This window comes from Vibrio sp. 2096 (assembly GCF_033339595.1).
Lineage (GTDB): Bacteria > Pseudomonadota > Gammaproteobacteria > Enterobacterales > Vibrionaceae > Vibrio > Vibrio alginolyticus.
Map to the genome: position 1 here is coordinate 82,530 of NZ_JAWOUX010000004.1, position 15,891 is coordinate 98,420.

A 15,891-nucleotide genomic window follows, 5' to 3' on the forward strand; every position below is an offset into this window, starting at 1 on the left:
TAAGCTATGAATGTAACCTTATTAGCTATTGCTGGTGTTGTGATTATCATCGCACTCGCTTCTTATGCAGGTTACCTTCTGCTTCAATTGAAAAAGCAAAAGGAATTGCAGCTGAAGCATCAAAAATTGGCGATAGACAAACGTAACGCCAACATTTTTGAGAATGTGCATACCTTGTGTCAGGCGGGCATTCAAGGCCAGTGCGATTTATCTGAAATCAGTATCCGTGTGTATAACATCATGGATTATGTACAAGGTGAAGACCGCGTTGATTTCGATAAAACGTACCCTGCGATTTCTGAGCTTTACCACATCGTGAAAGATATGGCGCGTGGCGAAGAACGCCAACAACTTGCCAAGAAAGAGCGTATGCAACAGAACTTGACGCGTCATAAAGCGGAAAGCCGCCTCACTGATGCGATTATTGAGGAGCTCAAAGTGTTGCAGAAAAACGTCCAGCCACTGAATAATCAAATCAATATTCAGATGATTTAAGCGCGACCCCCAATAGTCTCCTTATGACTAATGGGGGTATCGTGATCACGCTAGCACTTCTTTAGTTTTATACTTAAAAAGCCAGTCGGCGTTGCCACGCTTGTCATCGTCGTATGGCAAAATAGCGGCTCTGAATATCGGGTGACGGCTTTCGTTGCCCTAGCATTTAACGGAAAGTACCACCATGTCGAATCAACACACTGAATCGAAACAGCAAATCGTCTGGGATCAAGCGGTATTGGATAAGTACAACTATTCCGGGCCTCGTTATACGTCGTACCCAACGGCGCTGGAGTTTCATGAAGCGTTCACCATTTCTGATTATGATATGGCATGCACTCAATACCCAGAACGCCCATTATCGCTGTACGTACACATTCCGTTCTGTCACAAGCTTTGTTACTACTGTGGATGTAATAAAGTCATTACACGCCACTCGCACAAAGCGGATGAATACCTCGACGTGCTTGAACACGAAATTCGTCAACGTGCTGCATTACTTGTTGGTCGCACCGTGACGCAATTGCATTTTGGTGGTGGTACACCGACGTTTCTCTCTGAAAAGCAAATCACGCGTGTGATGAGCCTGCTACGCCAAGAGTTTACTTTTAGTAGCGATGCTGAAATCAGTATCGAGGTTGACCCGCGTGAAATCGAGCTGACCATGCTGGATCATCTGCGTAGTGAAGGCTTCAATCGCTTGAGCATCGGTGTTCAGGACTTCAACAAAGAAGTGCAAAAGCTGGTGAATCGTGAGCAAGATGAAGAGTTCATCGTTGCGATGGTTGCGCGCGCAAAAGAGTTAGGCTTTCGTTCGACGAACCTAGATTTAATTTACGGTTTACCGAAGCAGACCAAAGAATCTTTTGCCAAGACTCTAGAACAAGTGCTAGAGATGCAGCCGGGCCGTCTATCCGTGTTTAACTACGCGCACATGCCACAGCTATTTGCAGCGCAGCGTAAGATTAAAGACGAAGACCTGCCAAAGGCAGAAGAGAAGATGGCGATTCTGCAAGATACCATCGCGACACTGACTGATGCTGGCTACCAATTTATCGGTATGGACCACTTTGCTTTGCCGGACGATGAACTTGCTGTTGCCCAGCGCGAAGGTATTTTGCATCGCAATTTCCAAGGCTACACCACACAAGGTGAATGTGACTTGGTTGGCTTTGGTGTTTCTGCAATCTCGATGATCGGCGATGCGTACGCGCAAAACCAGAAAGAGCTGAAGAAATACTACGCTCAAGTCAACGAACTTCGTCACGCTCTATGGAAAGGGGTCTCTCTGGACTCCGATGATTTGCTCCGTCGTGAAGTGATTAAGCAGCTGATTTGTAACTTCAAGTTAGACAAGAAAGCCATTGAGTCTGAGTTTAAAGTGAGGTTTGAACAGTACTTTAAAGAAGATTTGCAGCTACTTCAGACCTTTATTAACGATGAGCTGGTGGAAGTGGATGATAATGAAATTCGTGTGACGCTGCGAGGTCGTTTGTTGATCCGTAATATTTGTATGAGCTTCGATAAATACCTACGAGCAAAGGCACGTCAGCAACAGTTCTCTCGTGTTATTTAATCAGAGATACAGATTCAAGATATAAAAAATGCCAGCAGATGCTGGCATTTTTTTATGTTTTCGCTGGATTTAAGCGCGATCTTTTACTTTTTCTCTCAGTTCCGATTTTTCTGCTTCTGAAAGGAACGCAATCTCAAGGCCATTGATTTGCGCTTGGCGAATCTGGTCTTGGCTCAGGCCAGCGGCTGGTGCCGCTACTTCGTATTCGTATGGCAGTTCGATACCTTCAACCGCTGGATCGTCAGTGTTCAAACACGCAAGAACGCCATGCTCTAGGAACTGCTTGAGAGGGTGGTTTTCTAGCGTTTCTACCGTACTTGTTTGGTAGTTTGACGTCAGGCAAGATTCAATACCAATGCGGTTTTCTGCTAGGTAATCCATCAGTTTTGGATCGTGAATCGCTTTTACGCCGTGACCGATACGAGTTGCGCCCAGCTCATTAATTGCTTGCCACATGCTCTCTGCACCTGCTGCTTCACCAGCATGGACCGTTACCCCAAGGCCAGCATCGCGTACTTGCTTGAAGTGAGACACAAAGCGATCACCCGGTTGGCCTAGCTCGTCACCCGCAAGGTCGACGGCAACGATGTGATCTTTCTGGCTCAGAATGCCGTCCAGTTCTTGTTGACATGCGTCAGTACCAAATGTGCGACTCATGATGCCGATCAGGTTGGCTTTCACGCCAAAATCGCGCATACCCGCTTGCACACCGTCCACGACGGCTTCAACAACCCCCGCTACTGGCAGTTTGTGTTTCATCGCCATGTAGTAAGGAGAGAAACGCAGCTCAGCGTAATCGATTTGTGCATTTAGCGCGTCTTCTACGTTTTCGTACGCGACACGACGACACGCATCTAGGTCGCCCAGTACCGCAACACCCCAGTCGAGCTTAGAAAGGAAAGCAACAAGAGAGGGTTCCGCTTCGACAATTTGAACGTGAGGAGTGAGAGACTCAATATCGTACGCTGGTAGGGCAATGCCAAACTTTTGGCCTAGCTCAAGAATCGTTTTAGTACGAATGTTACCGTCGAGGTGACGGTGCAAATCAGTAAGAGGAAGGTTCTTCGTTATCATTTTGTCGATCCGGATAGTTATGAACTGGAACAGGGCCCAAACATCATCTGTGACAATACATGGGTAAGATTTGCAGTTAAGTATAAATAACAGTTGGGTAGATTGTCAGTAGAGGATGACTAGGAAATCAACGATTCTCGCTCTTTTCTACTTCATGTTCACCAAATGTGTTGGCCATTCTTCTAGTGGCATAGGGCGGCTGTAGTAGAAGCCTTGCACCTGATTACAGCCTAAAGAGCGCAGTAATTGTGCTTGATTGCTATCCTCGACACCTTCCGCGACGACATTAGTTTTGAGACCTGCTGTGATATTGATGACGGCAGCGACGATTGAACTGTTTAAGTTTTCTTGTGTGAGTTGATTGATGAAGGTGCGATCAATCTTCAAGCAGGTAAACGGCAGAGAGTGGAGGTAACCCAGTGATGAGTAGCCGGTGCCAAAGTCATCTATCGCGATACCAATACCCATTTCACGCAGTTTAGTCATATTTTCTAGTGTGGTCGGTGCGCTATCAATGATACGTGATTCTGTGATCTCTAGTGTGAGGTTACTTGCTGGTAATTTCGTGATATCCAATACGCTTATCACCGTATCAACAAAACTTGGGCAAGATAGTTGATTAACGGAGATATTCACATGCAGTTGGAAGTCCGACGGCCACTGTTTGCTTTCGATCGCTTGGTAAGTGTCGCGACAAGCTTGTAACAGAATCTGTTGGCCGATGGCTTTGATCATGCCGCTTTCTTCCGCGATTGGGATAAAATCTAATGGTGACACCATACCTGAGTCGCTATGCCAGCGCGCAAGTGCTTCGGCGCCACACACTGTGCCACTGACGAGATCCACAATCGGTTGGTAATGAGGAATAAACTCTCGGTTTTCAATGCCAGTTTGGATCTTGGTCAGCATTTGCGTACGAAACTTTGAAGCGCTCGCTAGTTCTGGGCTGTAGTGACATACACCAGTCAGTGAGTCTTGTTTAGCGTAACTTAATGCGATGCTGGCGTTGCGTAACCATAAAGGCATGGTTTCGTTTGGCTGGGTTTGTACAATACCAAGTGAAATCTTCATCACTACATTCTCGCCTTCCACCATAAATGGGGTGGAAAAGAGATGCTGTAATCGACGCTCGGTTTGTTTAATTTTGGTTTCAGTGTCGACATTTGAGAGAAACACCGCGAACTCATCACCACCAATCCGAGCCAATAATGCGTTGTCACGAAACTGCTGTTTTAGCCTTTCAGCGATGCTGACCAACAACTGGTCGCCGTTGTGATGACCCACACTGTCGTTGATATCTCTAAATTTGTTGATACCAAGTAAAAATAAACTGCCGTGACAAAGATGAGACTGATTTTCACAGATTTCGACCAAACCCTGACGGCTATATAAGCGTGTTAGAGAGTCATAAACTAACTGTTCACGCAATGCTTTGAATGAAGCTCTTAGATTGTTCGCCATTTCATTAAAAGCATGAACCAGTACGGTTGTCTCATACACATAACCAGGCTTTGGCATGCCGCTATCCCAATCCCCATTTGCCAGGTGCTGAGCGGCGGCGGCCGTCGCGTTAATTGGTCTGGTAACTCGGTTGAAAATGATCCAACTGATGGCGATCCCAAATAGGCTTACAATAATGCCAACGAGCCAACTCTCTTGCTGGCTTTTCGGTAACAGGCCGAGAAGTTCAGACTCCGAAATGGAGGTGCCGATAAACCATGTTAAGCCGTCTTGGTCTCGATACGGGGTTAGCCGACTGAAAATACGTTGGCCATCATGTTCAAATGAAAAAGTATAAGGTTGCTTGGTGTTGTTGAGATCGAAAGACCGGACGCGGCTCGCACTGATTTTGATGATCGGGTCTGCGTTTTCAGCGGCAAGCAAACGCTGCCCTTTATCCGAAAATTTTGTGCCCCATGAGATGACGCTTCCCGGGCCTGAGTGAGCGATTAAACGATGATCTGGGTCCATGATGTAGACCGACGCTTTAGTGTTGTATTTTAACTCGCGCAGGAATTCGTTGAATGTATTGATACGAATGTCTGTCACCAAAACACCAGCAAATTGGTCGTGTTTGTACACCGGCGTCATGGCTGATAGCGTAATATCCTGGCGTTCATCAGCATTGGTATAAATTTCAGACCAAGTGGCGTTTTGGCTCTCTGCAACGGGCTTATACCATGGGCGAGTGCGAGGATCGTATTGGGAGATAACCGTTCGAATGTTGTTACTCACATGGTTGGTTCCATAAATAACCAGATCACCATCGGTGTAGCGATCTTGCACCATTAAGGTGTAATCGTCGGAAAGCTCGCGGCGAAAGCCTGCAAAGTCGCCGTTTTCTGAACCAAATGCGATTACATCCAACTGCGGTATCGATTGGTAAAGATTTTTGAATGCACTCAGCAGGTAGTTTTGAATGTCTGAGGTATCGTGAGGGCGATAAAGGTTGTGATAGCTGACGTTGTGCGCGAGAGCCATAACTGCAGTAAAAGGCTTACGTAGATAGCTATTGAGGTGGTCGTGGACACTTTCGGTTAACACGGAAAGTTGCTTGTCACTGATATCCGTGACCACTTCTTCGTAACTTTGTTTTTGGACGTAGACAATGACACCGATCGCCAGTAAGAAGATCATGACAAATGGAATCAGAACAGCAGTACGCAGTGTAATTTGAGTCGTAGCAGTAGACATCGCCTAATCACATAGATGGTGGTGCGCCACAATTGTACTGATGTTTTTATTAATATCGAGTGACAAACGACGCTCGTTGTTAACGCACCACGTAAGTGATTGTCAGTACAATTCTTTTAATTTTCTGGTGAGTGTATTTCGCCCCCAGCCTAATACTTTAGCGGCATCTTGCTTATGACCTTTAGTGTGCTCTAAGGCTGCTTCTAATAAAATGCGTTCAAATTCTGGTAAAGCGTAAGAAAGTAGTTCTTTATCTCCTGCTGCGAGTGAATGCCGTGCCCAATCCGCCAATTGTTCTTGCCAACTACCATGTGCAGAGTCTGAAATGGATTTTTTCTCTTCGAGTAGTTCGCTTGGCAAGTCATTTGGTAACACTTCGCTACCACTGGCCATAACGGTTAACCAACGGCAAATATTCTCTAATTGACGAACGTTGCCAGGCCAATCAAGGCGGTTAAGAATCTCTACAGTCGACGGGTGGAGAGTTTTTGTTTCCACACCAAGCTCATCAGCCGCACGGATAAGAAAATGCTGTGTAAGCTTTTCAATGTCTTGCTTACGCTCACGCAGTGCCGGGATCTGCACGCGAATCACGTTTAAGCGATGAAAGAGGTCCTCACGGAAGTCACCTTCTTGCACCAGCTTTTCTAAGTTCTGGTGTGTTGCCGCGACAATTCGTACATCGACACTGATCGGAGAGTGACCGCCCACTCGATAAAACTGCCCGTCAGCTAGAACGCGTAGCAAACGAGTTTGAATGTCCAATGGCATGTCGCCGATTTCGTCTAAAAATAGAGTGCCGCCATTGGCTTGTTCGAATCGTCCTTGACGAACATTGTTTGCCCCCGTAAACGCGCCTTTTTCGTGGCCAAACAGTTCTGATTCAATCAAGTCTTTGGGAATTGCCGCCATATTGAGCGCAATGAAAGGTTTGTTAGCACGTGGACTGTGACGGTGCAGTGCATGAGCAACGAGTTCTTTACCCGTGCCCGATTCACCGTTAATCAAGACTGAAATAGAGGAGCGAGAAAGACGACCAATGGCGCGAAACACCTCTTGCATCGCTGGTGCTTCACCGATAATTTCAGGCGTTTCTGCTGGAATGTCTTCTGGAGAGAGCTGCTCGCGTTTGTTTTCGTGGCTGTGTGCAATGGCTCGTTCAACCAGAGTTAAAGTTTCATCAATATCAAAAGGTTTTGGTAAATATTCAAAAGCACCTTTTTGGTACGCATTCACTGCCGCATCTAAATCTGAATGCGCGGTCATGATAATCACGGGAAGGTCTGGGTAATCGCGCTGTACTTGCTTTAGTAGCTCCAACCCATCAATACCTGGCATGCGAATGTCTGATACTAGAACATCCGGCACTTCGCGTTCGAGCGCCATTAACACGCTTTCCCCATCGGCATAGGTTTCACATTTGATGTTGGCAGAGGAGAGCGTTTTCTCCATTACCCAGCGAATTGAACTGTCGTCATCAACGACCCAAACATATCCTTTACTCATGTAGTAATCCTTGCAGCAAACCGAAAAACTGACGCGACTTGAAGTCCATTAGCGCACTCAGATCGGCAGATAAATAGTAAATGTTGTGTGACCAGGCCAGCTTTCTACGTCTATTTTTCCATTGTGCTGGTCGATCAAATTTTGCGAAATAGATAGCCCTAATCCAGTTCCTCCCTCGCGGCCACTGACCATGGGATAGAACAGCGTGTCTTGTAGTTCCGGTGGAATACCTGGGCCGTTGTCTGTGATTTCGACACGAGCAGCGAGTTTACAGCGTTTGCCGTGAATATTGGCTTGATGCACCGTTCTGGTGCGAATGGTTATTTTCCCGTGCTCTTGATGGCTAAGAATTTGTGCGGCGTTGCTGACGATATTAAGCATTGCCTGCTCGATTTGGTCTGTATCCATCAAAATCTCTGGCAAGCTTGGGTCATAATCTCGTTCAATGATGATTGAGCGTTGTGACTCTAATTCAACCAGTTGGCGAACCTTTTCAAGAATTTGGTGCAGATTCTCTTGTGTCTTCTTACCTGGCTTTTGCGGTCCTAGTAATCGATCCACGAGCGCCCTTAAACGGTCTGCTTGCTCAATGATGATGTGTGTATATTCGGTGAGAGAGGGCTCTGGCAGCATTTTTTCTAGCAATTGCGCCGCACCGCGTAAGCCGCCAAGCGGATTTTTAATCTCATGTGCAAGCCCTCGGACTAACAGCTTCGCTGCTTGTTGTTGGGCGTGTTGGTTCAGTTCTTGAGAGAGTCGGCGCTGCTGATCAATTTTGCGCATCTCGACCAGAAGCATCAACTGCTTTTGCCAAGTGATAGGGCTAACCGTCACCTCTAGCATTAAAGGGCGGCCATCAACAACGAAAGTGACGTCACTGTCGGTGATGCTTTGGCCACTTTGCAACGGTTGAGTGAGCAGCGCGAGATCCAGCGACGCATGCTGAATCAATTGAGAAAGTGATTGTTCAATAATTCGTTTGGCGCTTTGAGAAAACAGCAATTCGGCAGCCGGATTGGCATAACGGATGGCCAATCCATCATCAAGAATCAGCGTTGCTGTCACCATATTGTTGAGAATGGCACTAGGAAGACTGGTATCCACATTACGTCCTTGTTTTGCTTTAAGATTGTGCGATGCACAATAATGGTGCAATTGAACGTTAAGTATGGCGAATAAATCTTAGAAGAAAAAGTGAAAAGCATCGCTGTGATGTGATTTTTTTCACCAGATATTCTATTTTGCCCCTTTTACGGTCGGCTTAACACTTGCTCTATGTAAATGCACCGTTATAGGGCTAGTAGATGCAATAAGCTTGCCGCTTCTTTTCGCGTGCACAGCAAGTGTGTGAGTGCCTCGGTCAATATTGTTTAACTGCCACACTATATGGTTTTGTGGTGCACCATAAGGTTTTCCATCGAGTAACAATTGCAATTGCTCACCGATACCAAGCTTGCGATTGGTTTCTAATTGAATATTGATGATGCCTCGATTGCTGCGGATGGTCTCGTTGTGCTTGGGGGTCTGCATTGAAAGTTTTAATGGAAGAGGCTTCTCGGTTGTTTTCTCTGGCTTGTTTTGTGATGCAGTAGATGGCGTAGTCTGAGGTGCGAGCGATTCAGTACTTTCTACCTCAGGAGCTGGTGCGCTGGCTTCAAGGTTTGGCAGTGCGATCGCTTTTGCTCCTTTGTTTGGCGTATCACTAAAGTGAACCACGCCATTTTCATCTACCCATGTATACGCGACCTGCGCAAAGGCGGTAGAGGCGATTAACAATCCGCTGAGTGCACACAGTGATGGAATAAGCTGAACTTTCATTGCTCACCTTCTCTTGTTCGATGATTTCACGTTTCAATGGCTTAGCTCTTTGACATGTAAGGAAAAATTCTAAGCGTGTTTTTATTATCCCCTCATGTTAAACGGCGAAGCTTGACTGGCGAATACAAAAAAGGCCCGCCTGCGAGGCGAGCCTAATATTTTATTGCTGTGTTTACATTTTACACAGAGTAGTAAAGTTCGAACTCAACAGGGTGAGTTGTCATGTTCACACGCTCTACGTCCTGAGACTTAAGGTCGATGTATGAATCGATGAAGTCGTCAGAGAATACGCCGCCCGCTGTTAAGAACTCACGATCAGCATCTAGCTCTGCTAGCGCGTCTTTTAGTGAGTATGCAACAGTTGGGATTTCTGCTGCTTCTTCAGCTGGAAGATCGTAAAGGTCTTTATCCATCGCTTCGCCCGGGTGGATCTTATTCTTGATACCGTCAAGACCAGCCATAAGCATTGCTGCGAAACATAGGTATGGGTTCGCCGCTGGGTCACCGAAACGAACTTCGATACGACGTGCTTTCGGGCTTGGTACCACTGGGATACGGATTGAAGCAGAGCGATTACGCGCTGAGTAAGCTAGCATTACTGGTGCTTCGAAGCCTGGTACAAGACGTTTGTACGAGTTTGTTGATGGGTTAGCGAATGCGTTGATTGCACGAGCGTGTTTGATGATACCACCGATGTAGTAAAGCGCCATTTCAGATAGACCGCCGTACTTGTCACCAGCAAATAGGTTTACGCCATCTTTTGCTAGAGACTGGTGAACGTGCATACCGCTGCCGTTGTCGCCAACAAGTGGTTTAGGCATAAACGTCGCTGTTTTACCAAACGCGTGAGCAACGTTGTGTACAACGTACTTGTAGATTTGGATTTCGTCAGCTTTGGTTGTTAGCGTGTTGAAACGAGTTGCGATTTCGTTTTGACCCGCCGTTGCCACTTCGTGGTGGTGCGCTTCAACAACAAGACCCATTTCTTCCATCACTAGACACATAGCAGAACGGATGTCTTGAGATGAATCTACTGGAGCTACTGGGAAGTAACCACCTTTAACGCCTGGACGGTGACCTTTGTTACCTTCTTCGTAGTCAGAACCTGTGTTCCATGCCGCTTCTACGTCGTCGATTTTGAAGAAAGAGCCTGACATGTCTGTCGAGAACTTCACGTCATCAAATAGGAAGAATTCTGGCTCAGGACCGATAAGTACAGTATCTGCAACACCTGTAGAACGCATGAAGTCTTCAGCGCGTTTTGCGATAGAGCGTGGGTCACGGTCGTAGCCTTGCATTGTTGCAGGCTCTAAGATGTCACAACGGATATTTAGTGTTGCGTCTTCCGTGAATGGGTCAAGCACAGCAGAAGATGCGTCAGGCATCATTACCATGTCTGATTCGTTGATACCTTTCCAGCCAGCAACTGATGAACCATCGAACATTTTACCTTCTTCGAAGAAGTCTGCGTCGATTTGGTGAGCAGGGATCGAAATGTGCTGCTCTTTACCTTTTGTATCAGTGAAGCGTAGGTCAACAAACTTAACTTCGTTTTCTTGGATCAGCGATAGAACGTTTTCTACTGACATCTTGGATAACCTCCAGTGTTAATAAGCGGTAAAAGCTCGATTTATGAATTATTCATGAAACCTGGCATTGATTAATCAATTTGACTTTTCATTAATCGATGCTGTTTTAACTAAAGCCAAAACCGTGCCAAAAAAAATATTCCATTAATTTCAAGCAATTGTGTTTTTGAATGCTAGTTTGGTGCACTTGCTTGCACCAAAATGATCTTTGTTTGCACTATTATGGTGCCAAAAATCATTGTTGCACCATAATGTGACAGGTACATTGCGTATTCAGCCCAGTTTTTGAGCAAGAGTCAATTTGAATTATGCATCGATTAGAATAAAGTTGCGTTTAATCAATTCGTTCTGAGGAAGAAAATGGGCATTAAGCGTAAAAATCGCAGAAATGCTCGGGAGTAGATCACATATTTCTAGGCTTTTTGCTAAAATCTGGTACATTATGGCCGTTTTTTTAATCAGCAAATGTCGCCAGAGAGCACCCGTTCTCAGCGTGGGGGCATTTCATCTATCTAAGTGAATCAATATCCATGGCTACTCCACAGATTGATAAATTAAGAAATATCGCGATCATCGCGCACGTTGACCACGGTAAAACCACGTTGGTTGACAAGCTGCTACAACAATCAGGCACGCTTGAGTCTCGCGGTGAAGCTGAAGAGCGAGTCATGGACTCGAACGACATCGAGAAAGAGCGCGGTATTACCATTCTTGCTAAAAACACAGCAATCGACTGGAACGATTACCGTATCAACATCGTAGATACTCCGGGACACGCGGACTTCGGTGGTGAAGTTGAGCGTATCATGTCGATGGTAGACTCTGTACTACTTATCGTTGACGCAGTTGATGGTCCAATGCCTCAAACGCGTTTCGTAACACAAAAAGCATTTGCTCACGGTTTAAAACCAATCGTTGTAATCAACAAGATTGACCGCCCTGGTGCACGTCCTGATTGGGTTATGGACCAAGTGTTCGATCTATTTGACAACCTAGGTGCAACTGATGACCAGCTAGACTTTAAAGTAGTTTACGCATCTGCACTTAACGGTTGGGCTTCTCTAGAAGAAGGCGAAACTGGCGAGAACATGGAACCACTATTCCAAACTATCGTTGATGTTGTTGACGCGCCAAATGTTGACCTTGATGGTCCACTACAGATGCAAGTTTCTCAGCTAGACTACAGCTCTTACGTTGGTGTTATCGGCGTGGCTCGCGTAACTCGTGGTAGCGTTAAACCAAACCAGCAGGTAACCATTATTGGTGCTGACGGTAAAACTCGCAACGGTAAAGTGGGTACAGTAATGGGCTACCTTGGCCTAGAGCGTCACGAAGTGGAACAAGCTAACGCGGGTGATATCATCGCAATCACTGGTCTTGGCGAGCTGAAAATTTCTGACACTATCTGTGCACAAAACGCAGTAGAAGCATTACCACCATTGTCTGTTGATGAACCAACAGTAACAATGACGTTCCAAGTAAACACGTCTCCATTCGCGGGTAAAGAAGGTAAGTTCGTAACGTCACGTAACATCCTTGAGCGTCTTGAGAAGGAATTGGTACACAACGTTGCACTACGCGTTGAGCAAACAGACGATCCAGATAAATTCCGCGTATCAGGTCGTGGTGAACTTCACCTTTCTATCCTGATCGAAAACATGCGTCGTGAAGGCTTCGAGCTAGCAGTATCTCGTCCAGAAGTAATCATCAAAGAAGAAGATGGTCAGTTGATGGAACCGTTCGAAACGGTAACTATCGACGTAATGGAAGAGCACCAAGGCGGCATCATGGAGAACATCGGCCTACGTAAAGGTGAGCTGAAAGACATGTCTCCAGACGGTAAAGGTCGTGTGCGTATGGACTTCGTTATGCCATCACGTGGTCTGATCGGTTTCCAAACGGAATTCATGACACTGACTTCAGGTTCAGGTCTTCTTTACCATACGTTTGATCACTACGGCCCTCACAAAGGCGGTAACATCGGTCAACGTGTAAACGGTGTACTAATCGCGAACGCGATGGGTAAAGCGCTAACTAACGCACTGTTCAACCTTCAAGAGCGTGGTCGTCTATTTATCGGTCACGGTGTTGAAGTTTACGAAGGTATGGTTATCGGTATTCACAGCCGTGACAACGACCTAACGGTAAACGCACTGAAAGGTAAGCAGCTAACCAACGTTCGTGCATCTGGTACAGATGACGCACAGGTTCTTACTCCGCCTATCAAGATGACTCTTGAGCAAGCACTAGAATTCATCGATGACGACGAGCTAGTAGAAGTAACGCCTGAAAGCATCCGTATCCGTAAGAAGTTCCTAACGGAAAGCGACCGTAAGCGTGCTTCTCGTGGCGCGAAATAATTTTCGTTAAGCGATTCAATTAAGAAGAAGCCTCGAGTTATGCTCGGGGCTTTTTGTTTTCTGGAGTTGAATATGAACCCGATTATTATCACCGGTGGGCCTGGTGCGGGAAAAACAACACTGCTGAATGCGCTAGACGCGTATGGTTACGCCACGTTTCCTGAAGAGTCTCGCGACTTGATTGAGCAGCAAAGCCAGTTAGAAAATGGTGTTTTGCCGTGGACGAATTTACCTGAGTTTGCCAAGTTATGCCTTGGGTTGATGGACAAGCAAAAGAATGATGCGCGTTGTCATGATGTTGCGTTTGTTGATCGCGCCATCCCCGACATCATTGCATACCTGCAAGTGGGCGGCTGTAAGGTTGATCAAGCTTTCTTAACCGAAAGTGTTGGGTATCATAGTCAGGTGTTTACTTGTCGACCTGAAGCATCCATTTACGTACAAGATGAAGTGCGTCCGCACAGCTTTGAAGAAGCATTGGAGATTCATCAGTCGTTAGTGAGTGTCTATACTGAGTTGGGTTATGAAGTGGTAGAAGTGCCATGGGGAACTGTACCAGAGAGGGTAGGCTTTGTTCGAAGAGTCATCGGTTTACTCGGTGAGGTCGCCGACTAAAACCTCCTCACTTGGAGGAGGTCTAAATCATTTACTTTTGATTGAGCTTTTGTAGGAATTTATCGGACTCTGCAATCGCTTCGTTCATTTGTTTGATCGCAAACTGAATGTCTTTCTCTAAGCTAGAGAACTCACCTTGCAAAGAACCAATCGCACTGGCGTTAAGGTTGTGTTTTAAGTACAACGTGTTGTCACGTAGCGTATCCAGTACCGGTGTCATCTTTTTCTCTGCACGCTTCATAGCGCTAAGCATGGTTTTGTACGAGGCTTTGGTTTCACGTAGTTTTTGCTCGCTTGAACGACGCAGTTTCGCACTCGAGTACAGCTCTAGCTCATCTTGCCACTCATCAAACAGTGCGCCGGATACGTCTTCAATCGCAGCAATACGGTCACGTACGTCTTGAGCCGCTTTTTCGCTATCTTCGTATTTGTCATTGATGTTGTTGTAGACATTTTCTAGCTCACCACCATCAAAGTTGGTGATCGCAGACAAGGCTTCAAGTGCACTGGTGAATTCTTCTTGTGCATCTTGTTGAGATTCTTTGGCATCTTCGACGCGGTCGACCATAATATCTCGTTTATGATACCCAACCTGCTCCATTGCTGAGTAATAAGCAGATTGACACCCTGTTAAAGTGAAAATTGATAGTACAATTGCTAATAAATAAGGCATTCTTATGTCCTCGGCGCTAATTATGGGATGAACTATGAACCAGTTATCAGAGAGTTACAAGGCGAGATTAATCAATCTACTGCCAAGTTGCGTCGCGTTTTTTAAGTATCTTCTTAAGCGATTAACGCATGACCGTGTGAATGTGAACGCGGGCTATCTTGCCTACATTACCTTGTTATCCATCGTGCCAATGCTGACGGTATTGTTATCAATATTGTCGAAATTTCCCGTCTTTGCGAACGTTGGTGAGGTGCTGCAAGGCTACATTATTGAGAATTTTGTGCCAGCTTCTGGAGAAGCTGTACATACGGCATTACAGGAATTTGTGGCGAATACGGGCAAAATGAGCGCGGTTGGCGGTGGGTTTTTATTCATCGCAGCGGTCATGCTGATTTCCAACATTGATAAGAACTTAAACTACATTTGGCGAGTTAAAGACAAGCGCCGTTTAGTCTTTTCATTCTCTATGTATTGGATGGTACTCACGTTAGGGCCGATCATGGTCGGTGCGAGTATTGCGGCGACGTCGTACGTGACTTCGCTGCAAATTTTAGAGAACGAGACATTATCTGGTGCGTTTAATTTATTTCTGCGTTGGCTACCGTTGTTGCTGTCCTTTTTTGCTTTTCTTGGCTTGTATATTCTAGTGCCGAATAAAAAAGTACACCTCGCTCATGGTGCCATGGGGGCAGCAGTCGCCGCGATACTGTTCGAGTTGAGTAAAAAAGGCTTTGCGCTTTACATCACTCAGTTTCCGTCTTATCAGCTCATCTACGGCGCGTTAGCGGCGATTCCTATCTTATTTGTTTGGGTGTATTTATGCTGGATGATCGTGTTATTGGGGGCGGAAGTTACGGCTGCGCTTGGTGAGCGAGAGCACTGGAGTGAAGATTTAGACATGATACACTCGACCGCTGAATCTCAGTTAACAGATGAAGGAAGCGAGAGTAGTGATAGCGCTAATTCAACGAGTCAGTGAAGCAGCCGTCCGCGTGGATGGTGAAGTCGTAGGAGAAATTGATCGTGGTCTGCTGGTCTTATTGGGCGTAGAGAAGGACGACGATGAAGCTAAAGCAAAGCGTTTAATGGAGCGTGTTACAACCTACCGTGTGTTCGAAGATGACGAAGGCAAGATGAACCTGAACGTTAAACAGGTGGAAGGTAAAGTGCTGGTGGTTTCTCAATTTACGCTGCCTGCGGATACAAAAAAAGGCACGCGAGCTGGCTTTTCTCGCGGTGCGCATCCTGTTGATGCAGAGCGCTTGTATGATTACTTTTCTGACTTGTGTGAAGAAGTCTTACCCACACAGCGTGGCCGCTTCGCTGCCGATATGAAAGTGTCCTTGGTGAATGACGGTCCAGTGACGTTTTGGTTGCAGGTCTAATCTGGTAACACAGGCGCCATAGTCTAAGCTTTAACTCCAAGCTCATGGAATTGGCTTGGAGTAATTTTTCCGACACTGATTAGTGTTGTGCTTTCAAAGGATTGAT

Annotated in this window: 13 protein-coding genes; 6 read left to right on the forward strand and 7 right to left on the reverse strand. The window is 46.1% G+C overall.

The window, feature by feature from the left end; all coding sequences use genetic code 11:
- Positions 1-6: 6 nt before the first annotated feature.
- Together R7Q41_RS09135 and hemN are read left to right on the forward strand one after the other, a co-directional pair.
- Positions 7-495, forward strand: coding sequence for a DUF2489 domain-containing protein (locus R7Q41_RS09135; protein WP_005379254.1), 489 nt, complete (start codon positions 7-9; stop codon positions 493-495).
- Between the two features lie 184 nt (positions 496-679).
- Positions 680-2,071, forward strand: a complete 1,392-nt coding sequence (gene hemN / locus R7Q41_RS09140) for an oxygen-independent coproporphyrinogen III oxidase (RefSeq protein ID WP_017821952.1) — start codon at positions 680-682, stop codon at positions 2,069-2,071.
- A 69-nt stretch (positions 2,072-2,140) separates the two neighbouring features.
- Here the strand turns inward: hemN and add are convergent, their stop codons facing one another.
- From add to glnA, 6 genes are all read right to left on the reverse strand, one after another.
- Positions 2,141-3,145 carry an adenosine deaminase gene (gene add / locus R7Q41_RS09145; RefSeq protein WP_005382965.1) on the reverse strand — a complete coding sequence of 335 codons (1,005 nt, stop codon included), beginning with the start codon at positions 3,143-3,145 and terminating at the stop codon, positions 2,141-2,143.
- Between the two features lie 147 nt (positions 3,146-3,292).
- Positions 3,293-5,839, reverse strand: coding sequence for an EAL domain-containing protein (locus R7Q41_RS09150; protein ID WP_318144476.1), 2,547 nt, complete (start codon positions 5,837-5,839; stop codon positions 3,293-3,295).
- Between the two features lie 102 nt (positions 5,840-5,941).
- Complete coding sequence (glnG, locus tag R7Q41_RS09155; protein ID WP_017821941.1) at positions 5,942-7,345, reverse strand: nitrogen regulation protein NR(I); 1,404 nt, start codon at positions 7,343-7,345, stop codon at positions 5,942-5,944.
- 57 nt (positions 7,346-7,402) lie between these two features.
- Positions 7,403-8,449, reverse strand: a complete 1,047-nt coding sequence (gene glnL, locus R7Q41_RS09160) for a nitrogen regulation protein NR(II) (RefSeq protein WP_017821940.1) — start codon at positions 8,447-8,449, stop codon at positions 7,403-7,405.
- A 132-nt stretch (positions 8,450-8,581) separates the two neighbouring features.
- Entirely contained in the window at positions 8,582-9,163 is a 582-nt protein-coding gene (locus R7Q41_RS09165; RefSeq protein WP_025768298.1) for a DUF4124 domain-containing protein, read from the reverse strand.
- 179 nt (positions 9,164-9,342) lie between these two features.
- Entirely contained in the window at positions 9,343-10,752 is a 1,410-nt protein-coding gene (glnA, locus tag R7Q41_RS09170; protein ID WP_005379275.1) for a glutamate--ammonia ligase, read from the reverse strand.
- Between the two features lie 530 nt (positions 10,753-11,282).
- Here glnA and typA point away from each other — a divergent pair.
- Positions 11,283-13,112, forward strand: a complete 1,830-nt coding sequence (typA, locus tag R7Q41_RS09175; RefSeq protein WP_005379276.1) for a translational GTPase TypA — start codon at positions 11,283-11,285, stop codon at positions 13,110-13,112.
- Between the two features lie 72 nt (positions 13,113-13,184).
- Positions 13,185-13,727, forward strand: a complete 543-nt coding sequence (locus R7Q41_RS09180) for an AAA family ATPase (protein WP_318144477.1) — start codon at positions 13,185-13,187, stop codon at positions 13,725-13,727.
- Between the two features lie 31 nt (positions 13,728-13,758).
- Here the strand turns inward: R7Q41_RS09180 and R7Q41_RS09185 are convergent, their stop codons facing one another.
- The gene (locus R7Q41_RS09185; RefSeq protein WP_005382972.1) at positions 13,759-14,400 is read right to left on the reverse strand and encodes a DUF2959 domain-containing protein; all 642 of its coding nucleotides are present in this window, start codon (positions 14,398-14,400) and stop codon (positions 13,759-13,761) included.
- Between the two features lie 34 nt (positions 14,401-14,434).
- Between R7Q41_RS09185 and R7Q41_RS09190 the strand changes: the two genes are divergently transcribed.
- Positions 14,435-15,379, forward strand: a complete 945-nt coding sequence (locus R7Q41_RS09190; protein ID WP_005379281.1) for a virulence factor BrkB family protein — start codon at positions 14,435-14,437, stop codon at positions 15,377-15,379.
- Positions 15,351-15,785, forward strand: a complete 435-nt coding sequence (gene dtd, locus R7Q41_RS09195; RefSeq protein ID WP_005379282.1) for a D-aminoacyl-tRNA deacylase — start codon at positions 15,351-15,353, stop codon at positions 15,783-15,785. Before R7Q41_RS09190 ends, dtd begins: the two co-directional genes overlap by 29 nt.
- The last annotated feature ends 106 nt before the right edge of the window (positions 15,786-15,891 follow it).

Coding starts and splice junctions, on each gene's coding strand:
- glnA (WP_005379275.1), bottom strand. CDS start 10,752: ATGTCAGTAGAAAACGTTCTATCGCTGATCCAAGAAAACGAAGTTAAG.
- R7Q41_RS09180 (WP_318144477.1), top strand. CDS start 13,185: ATGAACCCGATTATTATCACCGGTGGGCCTGGTGCGGGAAAAACAACA.
- R7Q41_RS09150 (WP_318144476.1), bottom strand. CDS start 5,839: ATGTCTACTGCTACGACTCAAATTACACTGCGTACTGCTGTTCTGATT.
- hemN (WP_017821952.1), top strand. CDS start 680: ATGTCGAATCAACACACTGAATCGAAACAGCAAATCGTCTGGGATCAA.
- R7Q41_RS09185 (WP_005382972.1), bottom strand. CDS start 14,400: ATGCCTTATTTATTAGCAATTGTACTATCAATTTTCACTTTAACAGGG.
- add (WP_005382965.1), bottom strand. CDS start 3,145: ATGATAACGAAGAACCTTCCTCTTACTGATTTGCACCGTCACCTCGAC.
- R7Q41_RS09190 (WP_005379281.1), top strand. CDS start 14,435: ATGAACCAGTTATCAGAGAGTTACAAGGCGAGATTAATCAATCTACTG.
- R7Q41_RS09135 (WP_005379254.1), top strand. CDS start 7: ATGAATGTAACCTTATTAGCTATTGCTGGTGTTGTGATTATCATCGCA.
- R7Q41_RS09165 (WP_025768298.1), bottom strand. CDS start 9,163: ATGAAAGTTCAGCTTATTCCATCACTGTGTGCACTCAGCGGATTGTTA.
- typA (WP_005379276.1), top strand. CDS start 11,283: ATGGCTACTCCACAGATTGATAAATTAAGAAATATCGCGATCATCGCG.
- glnG (WP_017821941.1), bottom strand. CDS start 7,345: ATGAGTAAAGGATATGTTTGGGTCGTTGATGACGACAGTTCAATTCGC.